Raw genomic sequence first — 17081 nt, forward strand, 5'->3', positions numbered from 1 at the left:
ATCGAGGCACAGCCTGACAAGTATACACGCAGCCGGGCGTTTAGCTCCATCTCCACAATCCCACCATGCAAGGGATGGCTGCTCGAGCAAGCAAACGACGATGCCGGGCGATTACGCCTCAGCTCGAAGCGTATACGGACGAGCATTTCTGAGCGAGAAGGCCACCGTTGACCCGTTATGAATAATCGAGCTTGCCTGAGGAGAGAGCACTCCTGTGACACCTCCGGCTAAAAGCGCTGAGTTTAAGGCAATGACCTGAACAAATGAGGCATCCATGCGGCGAGTAAGCTCAGAAGAGAGCTTTCTCAGGCGCACGAGAGACTCCAGATCTCCCCCGGTAAGCGTAATATCGGCAACCTCTTTGGCAATAGCCGTACCCGACCCCATCGCGATGCCAACGTGGGCGGCTGAAAGCGCGGGGGAATCGTTAATACCATCGCCCACCATGATGACGCGGCGTCCCGCTGCGCACAGCCGCTCAACAATCTCGTGCTTATCCTCGGGCATGAGATCTGCCCGGCAGTCATCAATACCAACCGCCGCTGCGACGCGCGCGGCCGCCTGCTCACTATCCCCGGTGAGCATAACAATGTGCTCGATGCCAGCATCTCTCAGCTCACGCAGAGCCTGGGCAGCACCTGCCTTAATCGGGTCATCAATACCAATGGCACCGCAGAGCTCACCATCAACTGCAAGGTACAGTACCGAAAGGCCGTGCAAATCTCGAGCAATAGCCGTGCGTGCCTCTTGAGGGATCACGACCGCTTCGTCTTCGATAACAAAGTGCTCAGACCCAATAACGGCGCGCTTACCATCGAGCGAGCTCGCAATGCCGTGTGCGACCAGGTATTCCACCTCAGCATGGCGCTCCCGGTGCTTTAAGCCTGCACGAGCAGCAGCATTCACAACTGCACGAGCTGCAGGATGAGGGAAGTGCTCCTCAAGACAGGCGGCAAAGCGCAAAACCTCTGTGCGCGTCCAACCGCCAAACGCTAAGACCTCAACCACCTTTGGTGTGGCCTCCGTTAAGGTACCGGTCTTATCAAATACAATGGTATCCGCCGTAGCCATCGCCTCAAAATGCTTAGATCCCTTAACCGTAAAGCCCTCGCGCGCACTCTGACTCATAGCTGAAAGCACCGAAATTCCACCCACAAGCTTGAGGGCACATGAGTAGTCAACCATCAGTGCTGCCGACGTACGCTCAAGTGAGCGGGTCGTCAGCGCTACAACGCCTGCCAACAAAAAGTTCCATGGAACAATCTGGTCTGCCAAGCTTTCGCGGCGCAGCAGCGCCTCGGCCTTTAGCGCTTCAGATCGCTCAACGAGATTCACAATCGAGCGCACCTTCGTATCAGCTGCGGCCGAACGCACGCGCACATAGGCCTCGCCATCCTCAACGGCTGTGCCAGCAAACACATCATCGCCAACACTTCGCTCAACCGCCAGCGGCTCGCCGGTGAGCGATGCCTGGTTCACCATGGCAAGACCGCGCTCAATCACCCCGTCAACCGGAACGGGCATGCCGGTGCGCACGACAATCAAATCACCCGGGACCAAATCTTTGGCAGCAACACGCTCTTCTGCTGCACCTCTCAAATCAGGGTCTCCGACAGGGATACGCGTGGCGTAATCTGGAATATCAAGCAGCGAGTAGATGAGCTCATGTTCTGAAGTTGCCCGTGCATAGTCTTCAAGCAACTCACCTAAGCCTAACAACAACATGGTGCTACCAGCAGTTGCAGGATCTCCCTTGATGAATGAAATACCAATCGCTGCTGCGTCCAAAACCGGCACATCGAGCCTGCCGGCAACAAGTGATCGCAGAGCCTCTGCCACATACGCTCGATAGTTCCAAAGCGCAAAAAGGACTCCCAGAGGCGCGGGCAAAAACCATCGGCGTGCCACATAGCCACCAACTAAATTGGCAATATCAATCATGAGATTATTCGTACGCGGGGCAAGAGCAACCGAAAAGTCTGCACGAGCTGCCTCAATGGATGCAGCATCCACCGCTGCGATGCATGCAAGCACGCACTCGCGATCAGCGAAGGCCTGTTCAGACCGATAGCAAACCGCAAGTGAGGCAGTGCGCGGATACACCTGCACCTGCTCAATGAGCGGATCTGCCATAAGCACACGCTCAAGCGCATCGATATCGCCCTCCGGTACCGAACCGGCAAGCTTGACGCGAATGCGCCCTGGAACCTCATGAATGATGGAGTAAAACACGGGAACCCCCGTCTAAACAACAACCGCGACACCACACGGGCGGTGTCGCGGCTATAGGTGAGCACAGATCTACACAGTACTTCAGGCGACGGAAGGGTGTGCCTACTCGGCCTTGCCACCATCGACAACCGAAATAGCTTCTTCCTCAGCAGCGAGATACCCTGCCTCTGCCACTACATCATCAAGCTCAGCCTTGGCTTGCTCAACAATCTTTTCGTACTGCTTCTTGGCACGCATGCCAGATACAACGGCCTTTACCGCAAGCTCCTTGGCTGCATCGGTCTTGAGTGCCTGAGCACCAAGGGTTCCCAGCAACACACCAACACCCACGAGGGAAAGATGTACCTTGGTGAATGGATTCATGATCGCGCCTTTCTCGAAGGGCTCGCGCCCGTTTGTATCCCTATTCGAACATACCTCTTCTCACCGGAATGCTACGGGCGACCCAACATTTTTAGCACACCCTGCACAAAATCCTCAGTTCACACAAACGAATACAGCGACCCTTAGAGTGTCCAGGTTGCACTTTCGCGCTGCAGCTCAACCATACGAGCAAAGAGCCCGCCTTGCGCGCGCAGCTCGCAGGGACTCCCCTCTTCAAGCACGCGACCGCCATCAAGTACCACCACATGATCAGCATCGGCCACCGTGCGCATGCGATGTGCAATAACAATCACCGTCTTGTTTGCGAGCAAGCACGATAACGCCTCTTGTACCTTAGTCTCACTCTCAACGTCCAAGCTGGCAGTCGCCTCATCCAAAAGCACAATGGGGGCATCTTTGAGCAAGGCTCGAGCGATTGAGATACGCTGACGCTCACCTCCTGAGAGCTTCGATCCATTCTCACCAATGAAGGTGTCATATCCTTCGGGCAAGCGCTCAACAAACTCATCGCAGTTGGCTGCAGCTGCTGCAGCTCGCACCTCTTCATCAGTTGCATCGCGTCTGCCCAGGCGAATATTGCCCATCACGGTATCGTCAAAGAGCACAACGTCTTGGAAGACCACGGCATAGTGGCCAAGCAAAACCTCTGGATCTACCTGAGCGATATCTACACCGCCCACAAGCACTCGACCGTCCTCGGGATCCCAGAAACGCGCCGCTAAGCGAGCGCACGTTGACTTACCTGAACCAGAAGGTCCAACAAGCGCAGTAACCTCACCTTCTTTTGCAGTAAAGGAAATATCTTTGAGCACCTGCTGGCCAGCTGCCGCCACAGATGCACCGGCGGGCTCCAGCTGAGTGCTCCGCTCAAGCATCTGGCTATCGGCAATTCCAGACCCAGTTTCGCCATAGGAGAAAGAAACATGCTCAAAGCACACATCATGGTTTTGAGGAGTGAAGCTCAAAGCTCCACCTGCCAGCGGCTCCTCTTGAATTGCCAGCATACGCGCAGCAGAGCTTCGTGATGCAAAGAGCTCAGTAATAAGCATGAGACACTGATCAAAGGGGGCATAGATACGAGAAACCACGAGCAGAAATCCAAAGAGCACCATGAAATCAATCTTGCCCTCTGCGATGAGGCTCAAGGCTACCAGAATGGTTGTCGGAAGACTTAGGCGCAGAATAATCATGGCCGATGTCACCACAATGCCGCTGATCACCTCAAGTGCAAAGCCTTCACGCTCGGAAGTGTCAATGGTTTGAGACAGAGCCTTCATATACCGAGCGCCCTGGTTTGTTGCTCGAATTTCACGTATGCAATCAATTGTCTCTTGAATCTCTTCAGCAGCTGCCACCTTCATTGCCCGTGCACGATTTTGAGCGGGTGCCAAGAGCTTGCGCAGGCCAAATAAGATGCCAAGTGCGATTGGAATACTCCACAAGGCCGCAACCATGAGCTCGAAGTTATAAAACGCAAGCCCTACCGCTACGACCGCACTTGCAATGAGGGCACCAAAGAGCTGACCGAGTACATGGCTATACGCATGCTCCATAATGGCAACATCGCCCATAATCGTCTCGGTAAGATCTGCCAAATCGCGATGGCCAAAAAACGACAAGGGGAGCTTACGCAGGCGCTCAGCCAGATGAATGCGTTGCGCGCCCGACTCTTCATAGACCACGCCATAGGTATAGGTATAGGCAAAAAGCTGAGCAACAAACAGAGCAAGCGCAAACACGACGAGCGCGATCAAGAATTGAGTCGGAGCAGGGAGACTCTCCCCTTGTGTCAGGTGGGCAATAAAGCCTTGCATAAGCAGGTATACCAGTGACATGCCCGCCATAATGACCAAATTGGTGATGGTCGTCGTCAGTGTTCCCATCATGACATTTTTCACGCCATGATCCGTCATGGCATAGGTCTTTTTCAGATGTGCGCCAATCATCTACGCTACACCTCCTGCAGGTTGTACGGGCTGCGTAGTTGCTTGCTTTGAGCTACGGGCAATTCTCCAGGTAGCCGCACGCTCGTAATCAGCCCACATCCGGGCATAGAGACCATCTTGAGCAAGCAGTTCATGGTGTGAGCCCGACTCTCGCACGCGACCCTGATCAATGACAATAATCTTGTCTGCTCGAACCACCGTAGAGAGGCGATGTGCAATCATGAGCACGGTACGACCAGCCGCCAACTTGCTCATAGCCTCTTGAATTAAGAGTTCATTTTCTGGATCGGCAAAGGCAGTTGCCTCATCAAGCACCACGATAGGTGCATCTTTTAGGATGGCACGAGCCAGCAACACACGCTGAATCTCACCACCAGATAAATGAGCTCCCCCTGCTCCCAGCGGTGTATCAAGGCCATCGGGCAACTTCGCTACGATATCCTCACAGCGCGCCGCTGACAAAGCCTGAACAACCTCTTCGCGAGTTGCTCCCGGTTTTGCTGCGCGCACGTTCTCAAGCAAGCTCGTGCGAAATAGTCGATTACCTTGAAAGACAAAGGCCACGCTATCCATAAGCTGTGACTGGTCGAGATTGCGCACATCCGCACCTCCAACCAATACCCTGCCTTCGTCGGGATCCCAAAATCTTGGAACTAGGCTCGCGCAGGTTGTTTTTCCTCCACCAGAAGGCCCTACGAGCGCCACGGTTGAGGCGGGCTCGATCTCAAAGCTCAAATCGCTCAAGGCAGGATTGGTAGCGCCTTCGTAGGTATAGCTCACATGGTCAAAAACGATGCCATTGTCTTGCATGGTCTCTGTATGAGCTGCCTGCGACAATACAGGAGCATGCACAACCGCCGAGACGCGCTCCAAAGAAACCCCAGCCATCTGCGTCATTTTGCCTAAGAACATGAGGCGCAGCATGCTTGTTGGAATGATGGCAGAAAAGACTGCATAAAATGTCAGGTTCGCAAGAAAGAGACCGAGGTCTTGTTCATCCGGAGCGAGGAACAAAACTGTCGGGATCAAAAAGATCACAACACCATTAATTGCCGTCACTGCCACCGATTGAGGAACGCGGCAATAGTCCACGGCATACTCACGCGCTATCTCAGAATACGCATTGATCGATTCATGAAAGACGCGGAAGGAAAAGACCGTTTGCTGAAACACTTTGAGCACCGGGATGCCACGAACATACTCGGTACCGGTTTTGTTCATAGCAACCAGGCTATCTTCATAGCGCTGCATGAATGCTGCGCCCGTGCCGCCCATCATCATCGAGATGCCAATCAGTGAAATGACGATACTCACGAAGCAAGCAAGGCCAAGCCGCCAATCAAAGATGGCAAAGGTCACAAACATGCCCAAAATGAGTGTGATCGAACCCGCTGCATCGGGCAGATTGTGCGCCAGAAGCGTCTCGGTTTCTCCGGCACATCCATCAATCGTGCGGCGAAGCGCTCCTGAAGCATGTGATTCAAAATAACCCAGCGGCACCTCTAAGAGATGCTCGGCAGATCGCCGTCGCATATTCGAAGCCGTTTTAAAGGCTGCAAGATGCGTACATAGAAGAGCAATGAGGTAGACGATGAGCGAGGCTGCAGAAAAGAGTAATGCGAGCCAGCCATACTGCGTACACCCAGCAGCCATCTCCCACTGCGGTGCAACTGCAAGCAGCTCTTTTGCCACAAACCAGATACAGATATATGGCCCCATGCCTAACAGCATCGAGATGGCAGAAAGAGCGCACCCCAGATAGGCGAAGGGTCGTCGCTCTCCTGCATAATCAAGAAGCTGGGAAATGGAACCGCGCTCCTTTTTCCCTTTCATACAATCCCCTTTCGATCATCCGTACGAACAGCTTGCGGACGCGGACGCATGCAAGGTTCCGCGCACAAACTCATCCCTTCTTTGCCACCCTATCCGCTTGTAAGTAACTCGTGTCGAACTTATCATGGTGAGTACAGAGTCTTGGTTTCAACACGCAAGATCGGTACGCCCCCGCAGTATCTCTGGACGAATCCGAAGGTCTTGACCGAAGAGCATTAAGGAGGCGGGAATGAGAGACGTATCCAACACGCAACTTATCTATCTGCCTCAGTTTGAGCAGCTCGGTCGTAATATCACCTCGACTCATACTGTGCACCAATGTGAAATGGATCCCGCCATTGGACTCGGGCGGGCGCAAGCGGTGCTGGCGGGACCATACTGCTGTATTACCGAACATAGCTTTACACCGCTTCACGACCTTGAGCTCACAGAGCTCATTCCGGAACCGTATGTGTGTATTTGTGAGTCAAGTGAAGCGTCCCTTACTGCCCTCGATGGTTTTCACATCTCAACGCATGAGTTTTCACACCGAGCCGAGGCGAGTCAGAATCGAACAACCTACGCATTTCAACAAACGGAAATCGGATCCCAGCGCGGCCCCTTACAGGCTGGCAAATTCTATTGCTCCCGCAGCATTGTTATTACGCAATCATTTTTTGAGAACCTACACGAAACTATGGCGAAGAATTTGATGAGATATTTGACGCGTTTCAGCACGGTAGGTGGGGAGAAGAGGGTGAGCGTGCCATACGTAATGCCCTCGTAAGCAGCACAGCTTCTATGCTTTCCAAACCAGGAGCCGGTCTTCGCGCTGAAGGCATCGTGAACGCCCTCATAGCCGACCTCACAGAGGCTCTTCATGCAACAAAAACAGCTCAGGAGCATCTTGGGGATTCAGACCAAAAACGATTGATAGCAGAAGCAATTCAGTTGGTAGATCGCCTCATAGACAAGGGGGAGATCGTATCTATCGCAAGACTTGCCACCATGCTCTATGTCAGCAGAACACGGCTGTGCGCGATCTTTAGTGAAGAGATGGGCGTAGGCCTTGGAGCCTATATGCGCAAGCAACGCCTTGAGCGAGGCTCTGAGCTGCTCCTCGATATGAATCTGAGAATAGTCGATATTGCAGCGAGCCTCGGGTACCCAAGTCCCACCGCCTTTACCCAAGCCTTCACACAGATGTTTGGCCTCTCCCCAACCGCCTGGAGAAGGCAACACGCGTAAGCATCTGGGCAAGCGGTTGAAGCGTTACCTAAGGGCTAAAGTAAAAGCGGCCACGGACCAGATGCCGTGACCGCTCCTGTAATCGTTCTACCCGCGTAACCGCAAAGCAGATACACGTTGAGCAGAAAGGGATGCGTTCACTTCCCGCTCAAAAGCAAGAAGCGCAAGGCTCCCGGACAATCATGTTCAAAGCAATACGAAGCCGAGAAAGCCCTGCGCTTACAAACTACCTAAGACGCAGTTTTAGAGCTTGATCTCAATATCCACGCCAGCAGGAAGATCAAGACGCATGAGCGAATCAACCGTACCAGAGGTGGGATCGAGAATGTCGATCAGGCGCTTGTGCGTGCGCATCTCAAACTGCTCACGCGAGTCCTTGTTCATATGCGGTGAGCGGATAACCGTATAGAGGTTGCGCTCGGTGGGCAGCGGAATGGGACCAGAGACGCGGGCACCGGTTTTCTGGGCGGTCTCGACGATAAGCTTAGCGGACTGATCAACGACCTCGTGATCGTAGCCCTTCAGGCGAATGCGAATCTTTTGGCTAGACAACTTCTACCTCCATGAAGAAGAGACGTGGCATGTATCAGAGGCTCTAAGCGTTACCGCCGGCCTTGCTGGTAACCTCTTCGGTCACCGACTTCGGCGCGGGCTCATACGCATCAAACTGCATGGTGTAAGATGCGCGACCCTGCGTCTGCGAGCGAAGGTCGGTTGCGTAGCCGAACATCTCGCCCAGGGGCACCTTGGCACGAATGACCTTGTTGCCGGAGCGGTCATCCATACCCTCAATCTTGCCGCGACGCCCTGAGAGGTTGCCCATCACGTCGCCCATGTACTGCTCAGGCGTTTCAACCTCGACAGCCATAACCGGCTCAAGCAGAATAGGATCGGACTTCTTCAGTGCGTCCTTAATGGCCATAGAGCCAGCGATCTTGAAGGCTGCCTCTGAGGAGTCAACCTCGTGGTAGGAGCCGTCGTACAGCGTCACCTTGACGTCGATCACCGGATAGCCAGCGATAACGCCGGAGTTGAGCGCCTCTTGAATGCCCTTATCGATCGAGGGGATGTACTCCTTGGGAACCACACCACCCACGATGCCGTTGACAAACTCGTAGCCAAAGCCCTCTTCCATCTTCTCGAGCTTGATGACCGCATGACCATACTGGCCGCGACCACCAGACTGGCGCACGAACTTGCCCTCAGCCTTCTCGACATCGTGGCCCGGGGCCTCACGATAGGCAACCTGGGGTTTACCAACGTTGGCGTCAACCTTAAACTCGCGCAGGAGACGGTCAACAATGATCTCGAGGTGCAGCTCACCCATGCCAGCGATGATGGTCTGGCCGGTCTCATGGTTGGTGGACACCTGGAAGGTGGGATCCTCCTCGGCGAGCTTGGTGAGCGCGAGGCTCATCTTGTCCTGCTCGGCCTTGGTCTTGGGCTCAATGGCAATGTCGATAACCGGATCAGGGAAGTCCATGGACTCCAGAATGATCTCTTCGCCCTCAGCGCAAAGGGTATCGCCCGTGGTGGTGTTCTTGAAACCAACGGCTGCCAAGATGTCGCCCGTCTCGCAGGTATCCTGGTCAATACGCTCGCTTGCGTTCATCTCAAGAATTCGACCCAAGCGCTCACGCTGACCCGTCGTGGCGTTTACCACATAAGAACCAGCCTCTGCCTTGCCCGAATAGACACGGAAGAAGGTGAGCTTACCGACGAAGGGATCCGTAGAAACCTTGAATGCCAGCGCAGAGAACGGCTCGTCGTTGGACGGCTCGCGCTGAGCAGGCTCGCCGGTCTTGGGATCGGTACCCTCAATGGCGGTCACGTCAAGCGGGCTTGGAAGGTAGTCAACAACGGCGTCGAGCAGCTCCTGAACACCCTTGTTCTTGTAGGCAGAACCTACAAGCACTGGGTTCAGCTCGTTTGCCAAAACACCCTTGCGAATCGCTGCCTTCAAGACGTCCTCAGTGACCTCTTCGTCCTCGAGAACCATCATCATGAGCTCATCGTCAAACTCAGCAGCAGCGTCGAGCAGCTCGGCACGCTTCTCTTCAACGATCTCGGCAAACTCGGCCGGAATCTCATCCATACGCTCGGGGTAGGTCATGCCCTTGTCGTCTGCCTTGAAGTCCCATGCCTCCATGGTGACCAAGTCAACAATGCCCCAGAAGTTATCCTCAGCACCCATGGGCACCTGGATAGCAACTGCCTTGGCGTTCAGACGCTCCTTCATGGTATCGATCGCATGGAAGAAGTCTGCGCCTACGCGGTCAAACTTATTGATGAAGGCAATGCGAGGTACGCCAAAGTTGCGCGCCTGACGCCAGACCGTCTCAGACTGAGGCTGCACGCCAGCAACGGCATCAAAGACTGCCACAGCACCGTCGAGGACGCGCAAGGAACGCTCAACCTCGGCCGTAAAGTCTACGTGACCCGGGGTATCGATGATCTGGATGCGGTACGAACGATTGTCCTTATTCCAGAAGCAGGTGGTAGCAGCGGACTGAATGGTAACGCCGCGCTCCTGCTCCTGCACCATGAAGTCCATGGTGGCGGCACCCTCGTGCACCTCACCGATCTTGTGCGTCTTACCTGTGTAGTACAGGATACGCTCGGTTGTGGTGGTTTTACCGGCATCGATGTGAGCCATAATGCCGATATTGCGAGTGTCCTTCAAATTGTACTTGCTTTTGGCCATGGTGTGATCCTTCCTGGCTTACCAGCGGTAGTGCGAGAAGGCGCGGTTAGCCTCGGCCATTTTGAAGACATCCTCGCGCTTCTTAACAGAAGCACCAACGCCATTGGAGGCGTCGAGGATCTCATTGGCCAGACGCTCGGCCATCGTGTTCTCCTTGCGAGAACGGCTGTAGGTAACGATCCAGCGGAGAGCCAGCTGGGTGGCGCGATGCGAGTTAACCTCCATCGGCACCTGATAGGTGGCACCACCAACACGCTTGGGCTTAACCTCAAGGGTGGGGCGGACGTTGTCCATAGCCTTCTTGAAGACGGCTAAGGCATCGCCCTCGGACTTGGCAGCAACGATGTCAAACGCACCGTAGACCACGCGCTCAGCAGTGGCCTTCTTGCCGTCAAGCAGGATCTTGTTAATGAGTTGAGTCACGAGGCGGTTGTTGTAGACGGAGTCCGGCTGGACCTCGCGACGATTTGCTGATGCACGACGCGGCATGGAATATCTCCTCTATATAACAGGTGTGCGGTTTATCTGCCTAATTACTTAGGGCGCTTTACACCGTAGCGGGAACGAGCCTGCATGCGGTTGTTAACCGGAGCGCAGTCATACGCACCACGAACGATCTTGTAGCGCACACCAGGAAGGTCGCGCACACGGCCACCACGTACGAGCACAATGGAGTGCTCCTGCAGGTTGTGACCCTCACCGGGGATGTAAGCGGTAACCTCAATGCCATTTACGAGGCGCACACGGGCAACCTTGCGCAGAGCCGAGTTCGGCTTCTTGGGAGAGGTGGTGAACACACGGGTGCACACGCCGCGCTTCTGAGAGTTGTGCTGCAGTGCCGCGTTCTTGGACTTTTTAGCGGACGACTTGCGGCCCTGACGGACGAGCTGGTTAATAGTAGGCAAAGCGTTCTCCTTTTCGATTTGCTCCAGCCTGATACTTGTGTGCAACGGCCTGATAGGAGAACGTCAGCATCCGTCCTCGGATCATGCGGTTTGCAACTGTACGCCCGCGAGCCTGCGGTGTCAACAGACCACGCACCCGGGCGTATCCTATATTTTATGCGATAGCACGGAATTTCCATAATGAGGACGGCGAATAAGGACGAACCGAAGGCACCATGAGATAGTACCGGTGCTGACAACGCGACGGCAAAAGCACGGTGGATCCTCAATGGCATCCCGTCGTCCAATCCCCATCCCTGGCAAAAAAAGGCAGTAAGCAGCCTACAGACGGAGAGAACCCCTTCACCGTGACTCCGAAGATCAGCAAAGGGGCTCTCTATCCCACCTACGTAGACGGTTCAGTTAACGAGATCAGTTGCGGCGGTGTACCCGTCGCAGAAACGACGCAGCCCCGATCACAAGGGCACCGGCAACCGCCGCGAACGCGACTGCCACACGGGCACTGTCCCCCGTACGCGGCAGCATGCATTCGCGCGTGCAGCTCGTGTCTTCACTCCGCTTCCGCAAGTCCTCGGTTTCGAACCCTTGGCGGTGCTGCGGCCGGGGTTTCAGACTCGCAACAGCGTCTTTGATGGCAGCAGCCATCTTATCAAGTTCAGTCTGGTGCGTGATATCCAGGTCGCGAACAACAGCTGCACGAGCACGCTCAAGGGCAGCCACCCCAGATGCCTCGTAGCGAGTAAGATCAGCCGGTACCTTGGCCAAGGCAGCATCCACAGCAGCATAGTCAGCTGGCTTCACCTTGAGGTTCGCAACAGCGTCTTTGATGGCAGCGGCCATCGCATCCACCTTTGCCTGCTCCGAGGCGCGAAGATTGCGCACGACGGTGGCCTGGGCGTCCTTGAGTGCCTGGACGCTGGCGTCGGTGTAGACCCCGAGCTCGGCAGGCACGGTTGCCAAAGCGGCGTCCACGGCCATGTAGTCTGCCGGTCGAGGCATCACCTGGGCATAGGCATCAGAGAATGTGTCCATGAGCTTAAAGGTCGCACCTTGATCATACACAGCAGCTGACTCATCACACCATACGCATTGCATGCTGCTAATTGATGCAACACTGCCTTGCGCACCCGGAACATCTGTAAAGGCTCGCTTGGCCGGATTGGCGAGCGCCTTGTCATAGCCGTATCCACCTGTAGTGCGTCCAAGTACCCAATACCAAGCATCATTGGTGTTCAAGATGGCGTGCCCCTGAGCGGCAATGAAATTGGGCTTTGCAACAAAAAAGCCCCACCAGCCATTCGTCCAATACGAAACAATGAGCTCCGGTCTAAACGTGCCATATCGGTGCGCTCATCGTAATACACACCATCGTTGAAGCACATCGGCTTCATGCCAGCTTTCAAATGATGCCTGATAGATCATTTGCATAGCGTACGAAGTGGGAGTACTTACCATTGCGCTGAATAGCACTCCAGCCTGGATCGCGGAAAACATCGTTCGCGTATCCACCTGCTCCAAAATTAAAGATCTCAGAGGCTCCAGAAGCACCAAAATAGGTTGCGTATTTCTGAATTAATGCCTTTGTAAAACTGAGGGCCTCAGCATTATCCAAATCCACGGTACGCACTGACGTCTTATTTCGATCTGAAAACGCAGGGTTTTGAATGCCCAGCTCTTTCATGGCAACGAGCAGAGCGTCCATATGCCCCGGACTATTTATGAGGGGAGTAACATGGAGGCCTCGCTTGATTGCCCGAGCAAGCACGCGATCCATCTCAGCTTGAGTGAGCACATTGTCATTTGGATCATCATAGTAGCTTTTATTACCTGCTTGAATTGCCGCCTTCACCGCATCGCTCGTCCACGACCTACCTCCCTCAAGGCTCACCGTCATATCATCAAGCACAAAACGAAGGCCATCATTTCCCAAGATAAGCTGAATATCGGTATATCCGCGATCAGCCGCATGATCAATGATTTCAAACAACTGATCTGCCGAGAAAAACTTGCGGCCTGCATCAATAGAAAAGACGCTTTTTGGTTGCACCTCTGCTGCTCGAGCAGATGGTACACCCAGACAAAAGCAGGCAAGTAAGGCGATCATCCATGTGATTGCAAATGCATAGCGCGATCGAAGCAAGCTACATGTCATACAAGAACCTTCAACTCAATATATTAACCGGACTGCTCGATGATAAATGTTTGGGAGATTCCTAACACGCGCAAGGGCTATCGATCGGGAAACGGTCATTTGGAGCCGCTTGACGGCATGGTTCACGTAAAAATGAAACAAGGCGGATTGCGCCAACAGCACAAGAGAGTGAAACGAGCTAGATGGATGGATGCCGCCTACCCTGGCGGAACTCGCAAGGTAGGTCGAAGTCACATACCCGGTTAAAACTCACAAGGTGGGTCGCACGAGGGGGATTGATGCCGCAAATCTCTTTCTCGCTGATTCTCTAAACAGGGCAGGCATGCATTTTGGTGTCGTTGCGACCATTTTTGCCCGCACTTAGCGTCAAATCGTTGCCTCGAGGGCAATAAATGTACTAACAGTAACCCCCTACTCCCTTGCATAACTCATTTTTACTCGGACTGAAGGCAGTGTTACAAATGTTGGTGTAGACATCCAAAGGCGGGCTGAGAGCAAAGCTAACTCCGCAGCGCATAACTCAATCGTGTATTCATTGTTGGGGGTAGAGGGCAGAGAGCAAAGCAAAACCCCGTAGCGCCTACGCACTACGGGGTTTATCACAGCAATAAAGCATGAAGTTGAGCAGGTGCAAAACTGCCTCAGTGCAAAGCGAGCACGCGAGATACGAAAACTCACAGAGCCGGTCGCCCAACATCTAAGAGTGTCGTATACAGCACGAGCTACTCGGCAGACTCCTCAGCAGACTCAGCTGCGGGAGCCTCAACCTCGGAAGCTTCAGTCTCAGCAACCTCAGCCTCAGCGGCCTCCGCAGAAGTCTCGGACTCCGTAACGGATTTTACCTCGGGGGCCTCCTCGACCTCAAGAGCCTTCCTCGGGGCGTCAACCTTCTTTACAGAAGTAGCCTTCTTAACCTTCTTCTGTACCGGCTCGGTCACAAGCTCGATGATAACCATCTCAGCGTTATCGCCCTTGCGCGTTCCTAAGCGCATGATGCGGGTATAGCCACCATTGCGGTCTGCCCACATACCCTGAGCAGCCTTATCAAAGATCTCAGCAACGAGATGCTTATCGCCCAGGCGAGCAATGGCAAGACGACGAGAATGCAGGTCGCCCTTCTTTGCCCAGGTGATAATCGGCTCAGCAAAACCGCGCAATGCCTTTGCACGCGTGACGGTCGTCTTAATGCGATCGTTCTCAAAGAGAGCCTTAGCAAGACCCCTCTTAATGGCCTTGGTGTGCGCGGAGGACACCCCGAGCTTCAGGCCTTTCTTCTTGTTATGACGCATGGTCTATCTCCTCTAGAACACGAATCTAGGCCTTAAGCCCAAGACCCATGGATTCAAGCTTGTCCTTGACTTCCTCGATCGACTTCACCCCGAAGTTGCGGATGTTGAGCAGATCGTTCTCAGAGAACTCCACCAACTGACGCACAGAGTGGATGCTTGCGCGCTTTAAGCAGTTATAGGAGCGAACCGAGAGATCAAGATCCTCAATCTGCTTATCGAGCTCAGCGTTATCGCTCGTCTGCTCGGGAGCAAAAATTGAGACCTCTTCCTCTTCCTCAGGATCGTCGGCGAGGTTCATGAAAGCAGCCATGTGCTGGTTCACAATATTGGCAGCCTGAACAACAGCCTCACGAGGAGTCACAGCGCCATTCGTTTCAATCTCAAGGACCAGACGGTCATAGTCCGTATGCTGGCCCACGCGAGTTGCCTCAACGAGCTTGGCGCAACGATGCACCGGCGAGTAGAGGGAGTCAACGTGGATGAGCCCGATAGGATCGCTGTCATGCTTGTTAGCCTCAGCCGAGACATAACCGCGACCATAGCCGATACGCATGCTCATCGTAAGATGGCCACCCTCGGTGAGGGTAGCAATATGCTGCTCGGGATTGACGAGCTCAAACTCTGCGGGAATAAAGAAGTCCGCGCCGGTAACCTCACAAGGACCATCAACCGAGATGGTTGCGGTAGCCTCATTGGCAGTACCGAGCGAACGGAACACCAGACCCTTAACGTTCAGGACGATATCGGTAACATCCTCGACCATATTATCGATGGCCATGAACTCGTGCTGCGCACCATCAATCTGGATGGCCTCAACTGCTGCACCCTCAAGAGAGCTCAGCAGGACGCGGCGCAATGAGTTACCCAGCGTATCGCCGTAGCCGCGCTCAAGCGGCTCGACGGAGACACGAGAGCAGGTGTCATTGATCTCCTCGACCTGGACCTGGGGCCTAATGAATTCTGACATGTATTACCTCCAGCCTCAGCAGTCCGGGATAGACTACTTAGAGTAGAGCTCGACGATGAGCTGCTCCTTGATGTCACCGCTAATCTGCTCACGCGTTGGGAGCGAGATAACGTTACCGGAGAGCTTCTCGATATCGACCTCAAGCCAACCGGGCACCTCAAAGCGCTCAGAGGAGATGAGAGCCTCCTTGATGGGCAAAAGGTCGCGGAACTTCTCGCCTACAGCGATGACGTCTCCGGCGCGCACCTGGTAAGAGGGAATATCTACACGCTTGCCGTTCACGGTGAAGTGACCGTGACGTACAGACTGACGTGCCTCCTTGCGGGTGCGGGCAAAGCCGAGGCGGAATACAACGTTATCCAGACGGCTCTCCAAAATGGTGAGCAAATTCTCACCCGTAATGCCCTTCATCTTACGGGCACGCAGGAAGTAGCCATGGAACTGCTTCTCTAATACGCCGTAGATGAACTTGACCTTCTGCTTCTCGCGAAGCTGCAGGCCGTACTCAGATTCCTTACGGCGGCGGCGAGGCTGGCGGATAGATTCCTTTTTGCTGCTATACCCAAGCTCTGCGGGATCGATCCCGAGCTGGCGGCAGCGCTTAAGAACAGGAGTCCTGTCGATTGCCATTGTTTCGATCCTTTCAGTTACACGCGGCGACGCTTCTTGGGGCGGCAGCCGTTGTGCGGGATGGGAGTTTTGTCCTGGATGCTTGCAACCTCAAGACCAGCAGCCTGGAGGGAGCGGATGGCCGTCTCGCGACCCGAACCAGGGCCTTTCACGAAAACGGAAACCTTGTGCATGCCATGCTCCATCGCAATCTTGGCACAGGCCTCAGCAGCCATCTGCGCAGCGAAGGGGGTGGACTTACGCGATCCCTTAAAACCAACGGTACCGGCAGACTTCCATGCCAAGACGTTGCCACGGGCATCGGTGATCGAAACGATCGTGTTGTTAAAGGTGGACCGAATATGAGCCTGACCCACAGAAATGTTCTTGCGATCCGCGCGCTTCAGTCGGCTGGCGCGGACGTTCTTCTTAGCAGTAGCCATCGAGCGCTCTCCTTATTTCTTCTTCTTGGCACCGATCTGGCGCTTCGGACCTTTGCGGGTACGAGCGTTGGTATGCGTGCGCTGACCGCGAACAGGAAGACCCTTGCGGTGACGCAGGCCACGATTGCAGCCGATGTCCATAAGGCGCTTGACGTTTTGATTGCGCTCGCGGCGCAGATCGCCCTCGACCATAATCTCGTTGCGGTCGATGCTGGCGCGGATGGCATTTACCTCGTCCTCGGTGAGATCCTTCACACGAGTATCAGGATTAATACCGGCCTCTTCACAAATCTTGGAGGCGGTAGTGCGGCCGATGCCGTAGATGTAGGTCAGACCAATCTCAACGCGCTTCTCACGCGGAAGGTCGACACCATTGATACGGGCCAACGT

The 17081-nt window shown here is 54.5% G+C and carries 17 protein-coding genes; 2 read left to right on the forward strand and 15 right to left on the reverse strand.

Annotated features, from left to right (window positions below; genetic code table 11):
* Nucleotides 1-111: 111 nt before the first annotated feature.
* The 4 genes from K6V98_RS07415 to K6V98_RS07430 all read right to left on the reverse strand — a co-directional run bounded on the left by K6V98_RS07415 (nucleotide 112) and on the right by K6V98_RS07430 (nucleotide 6395).
* The gene (locus tag K6V98_RS07415; protein WP_222199892.1) at nucleotides 112-2232 is read right to left on the reverse strand and encodes a heavy metal translocating P-type ATPase; all 2121 of its coding nucleotides are present in this window, start codon (nucleotides 2230-2232) and stop codon (nucleotides 112-114) included.
* 102 nt (nucleotides 2233-2334) lie between these two features.
* Nucleotides 2335-2595 (reverse strand): DUF1490 domain-containing protein, encoded by a 261-nt coding sequence (locus K6V98_RS07420; RefSeq protein WP_222199893.1) that lies wholly within the window; start codon nucleotides 2593-2595, stop codon nucleotides 2335-2337.
* 143 nt (nucleotides 2596-2738) lie between these two features.
* Nucleotides 2739-4562 carry an ABC transporter ATP-binding protein gene (locus K6V98_RS07425; protein WP_222199894.1) on the reverse strand — a complete coding sequence of 608 codons (1824 nt, stop codon included), beginning with the start codon at nucleotides 4560-4562 and terminating at the stop codon, nucleotides 2739-2741.
* Nucleotides 4563-6395, reverse strand: coding sequence for an ABC transporter ATP-binding protein (locus K6V98_RS07430; protein ID WP_222199895.1), 1833 nt, complete (start codon nucleotides 6393-6395; stop codon nucleotides 4563-4565). It lies immediately after the preceding gene.
* A 229-nt stretch (nucleotides 6396-6624) separates the two neighbouring features.
* Here K6V98_RS07430 and K6V98_RS07435 point away from each other — a divergent pair, with 229 nt between their 5' ends.
* Together K6V98_RS07435 and K6V98_RS07440 are read left to right on the forward strand one after the other, a co-directional pair.
* Nucleotides 6625-7161: a hypothetical protein gene (locus tag K6V98_RS07435; protein ID WP_222199896.1), complete on the forward strand. Its 537-nt coding sequence runs from the start codon at nucleotides 6625-6627 to the stop codon at nucleotides 7159-7161.
* 14 nt (nucleotides 7162-7175) lie between these two features.
* A complete protein-coding gene (locus K6V98_RS07440) occupies nucleotides 7176-7622 on the forward strand; it encodes a helix-turn-helix transcriptional regulator (RefSeq protein ID WP_222199897.1) in 447 nt (148 codons plus the stop codon).
* A 243-nt stretch (nucleotides 7623-7865) separates the two neighbouring features.
* Here the strand turns inward: K6V98_RS07440 and rpsJ are convergent, their stop codons facing one another.
* The 11 genes from rpsJ to rpsM form a co-directional block, all read right to left on the reverse strand.
* Nucleotides 7866-8174, reverse strand: a complete 309-nt coding sequence (gene rpsJ, locus K6V98_RS07445) for a 30S ribosomal protein S10 (RefSeq protein ID WP_222199898.1) — start codon at nucleotides 8172-8174, stop codon at nucleotides 7866-7868.
* 43 nt (nucleotides 8175-8217) lie between these two features.
* Entirely contained in the window at nucleotides 8218-10326 is a 2109-nt protein-coding gene (gene fusA / locus K6V98_RS07450) for an elongation factor G (protein ID WP_222199899.1), read from the reverse strand.
* Between the two features lie 18 nt (nucleotides 10327-10344).
* A complete protein-coding gene (gene rpsG, locus K6V98_RS07455; protein WP_222199900.1) occupies nucleotides 10345-10815 on the reverse strand; it encodes a 30S ribosomal protein S7 in 471 nt (156 codons plus the stop codon).
* A gap of 44 nt (nucleotides 10816-10859) precedes the next feature.
* Nucleotides 10860-11231, reverse strand: a complete 372-nt coding sequence (gene rpsL, locus K6V98_RS07460; protein WP_222199901.1) for a 30S ribosomal protein S12 — start codon at nucleotides 11229-11231, stop codon at nucleotides 10860-10862.
* Nucleotides 11232-11642: 411 nt separating this feature from the next.
* Complete coding sequence (locus K6V98_RS07465; protein ID WP_222199902.1) at nucleotides 11643-12467, reverse strand: glycoside hydrolase family 20 protein; 825 nt, start codon at nucleotides 12465-12467, stop codon at nucleotides 11643-11645.
* A 163-nt stretch (nucleotides 12468-12630) separates the two neighbouring features.
* Entirely contained in the window at nucleotides 12631-13383 is a 753-nt protein-coding gene (locus tag K6V98_RS07470; RefSeq protein WP_222199903.1) for a family 20 glycosylhydrolase, read from the reverse strand.
* Nucleotides 13384-14105: 722 nt separating this feature from the next.
* Complete coding sequence (gene rplQ, locus K6V98_RS07475; protein ID WP_222199904.1) at nucleotides 14106-14672, reverse strand: 50S ribosomal protein L17; 567 nt, start codon at nucleotides 14670-14672, stop codon at nucleotides 14106-14108.
* A gap of 25 nt (nucleotides 14673-14697) precedes the next feature.
* Nucleotides 14698-15639: a DNA-directed RNA polymerase subunit alpha gene (locus K6V98_RS07480; protein ID WP_222199905.1), complete on the reverse strand. Its 942-nt coding sequence runs from the start codon at nucleotides 15637-15639 to the stop codon at nucleotides 14698-14700.
* 33 nt (nucleotides 15640-15672) lie between these two features.
* The gene (gene rpsD, locus K6V98_RS07485) at nucleotides 15673-16269 is read right to left on the reverse strand and encodes a 30S ribosomal protein S4 (protein ID WP_222199906.1); all 597 of its coding nucleotides are present in this window, start codon (nucleotides 16267-16269) and stop codon (nucleotides 15673-15675) included.
* A gap of 17 nt (nucleotides 16270-16286) precedes the next feature.
* On the reverse strand, nucleotides 16287-16691 hold the full coding sequence (gene rpsK / locus K6V98_RS07490; RefSeq protein ID WP_222199907.1) for a 30S ribosomal protein S11: 405 nt from the start codon (nucleotides 16689-16691) through the stop codon (nucleotides 16287-16289).
* Nucleotides 16692-16703: 12 nt separating this feature from the next.
* Nucleotides 16704-17078: a 30S ribosomal protein S13 gene (gene rpsM / locus K6V98_RS07495; RefSeq protein WP_222199908.1), complete on the reverse strand. Its 375-nt coding sequence runs from the start codon at nucleotides 17076-17078 to the stop codon at nucleotides 16704-16706.
* Nucleotides 17079-17081: the final 3 nt, after the last annotated feature.

This window comes from Collinsella ureilytica, assembly GCF_019795105.1.
GTDB classification, from domain to species: domain Bacteria; phylum Actinomycetota; class Coriobacteriia; order Coriobacteriales; family Coriobacteriaceae; genus Collinsella; species Collinsella ureilytica.

Coding starts and splice junctions, on each gene's coding strand:
- K6V98_RS07470 (WP_222199903.1), bottom strand. CDS start 13,383: ATGACATGTAGCTTGCTTCGATCGCGCTATGCATTTGCAATCACATGG.
- rpsD (WP_222199906.1), bottom strand. CDS start 16,269: ATGGCAATCGACAGGACTCCTGTTCTTAAGCGCTGCCGCCAGCTCGGG.
- rplQ (WP_222199904.1), bottom strand. CDS start 14,672: ATGCGTCATAACAAGAAGAAAGGCCTGAAGCTCGGGGTGTCCTCCGCG.
- fusA (WP_222199899.1), bottom strand. CDS start 10,326: ATGGCCAAAAGCAAGTACAATTTGAAGGACACTCGCAATATCGGCATT.
- K6V98_RS07435 (WP_222199896.1), top strand. CDS start 6,625: ATGAGAGACGTATCCAACACGCAACTTATCTATCTGCCTCAGTTTGAG.
- K6V98_RS07480 (WP_222199905.1), bottom strand. CDS start 15,639: ATGTCAGAATTCATTAGGCCCCAGGTCCAGGTCGAGGAGATCAATGAC.
- K6V98_RS07420 (WP_222199893.1), bottom strand. CDS start 2,595: ATGAATCCATTCACCAAGGTACATCTTTCCCTCGTGGGTGTTGGTGTG.
- rpsK (WP_222199907.1), bottom strand. CDS start 16,691: ATGGCTACTGCTAAGAAGAACGTCCGCGCCAGCCGACTGAAGCGCGCG.
- K6V98_RS07430 (WP_222199895.1), bottom strand. CDS start 6,395: ATGAAAGGGAAAAAGGAGCGCGGTTCCATTTCCCAGCTTCTTGATTAT.
- rpsG (WP_222199900.1), bottom strand. CDS start 10,815: ATGCCGCGTCGTGCATCAGCAAATCGTCGCGAGGTCCAGCCGGACTCC.
- K6V98_RS07440 (WP_222199897.1), top strand. CDS start 7,176: ATGCTTTCCAAACCAGGAGCCGGTCTTCGCGCTGAAGGCATCGTGAAC.
- K6V98_RS07425 (WP_222199894.1), bottom strand. CDS start 4,562: ATGATTGGCGCACATCTGAAAAAGACCTATGCCATGACGGATCATGGC.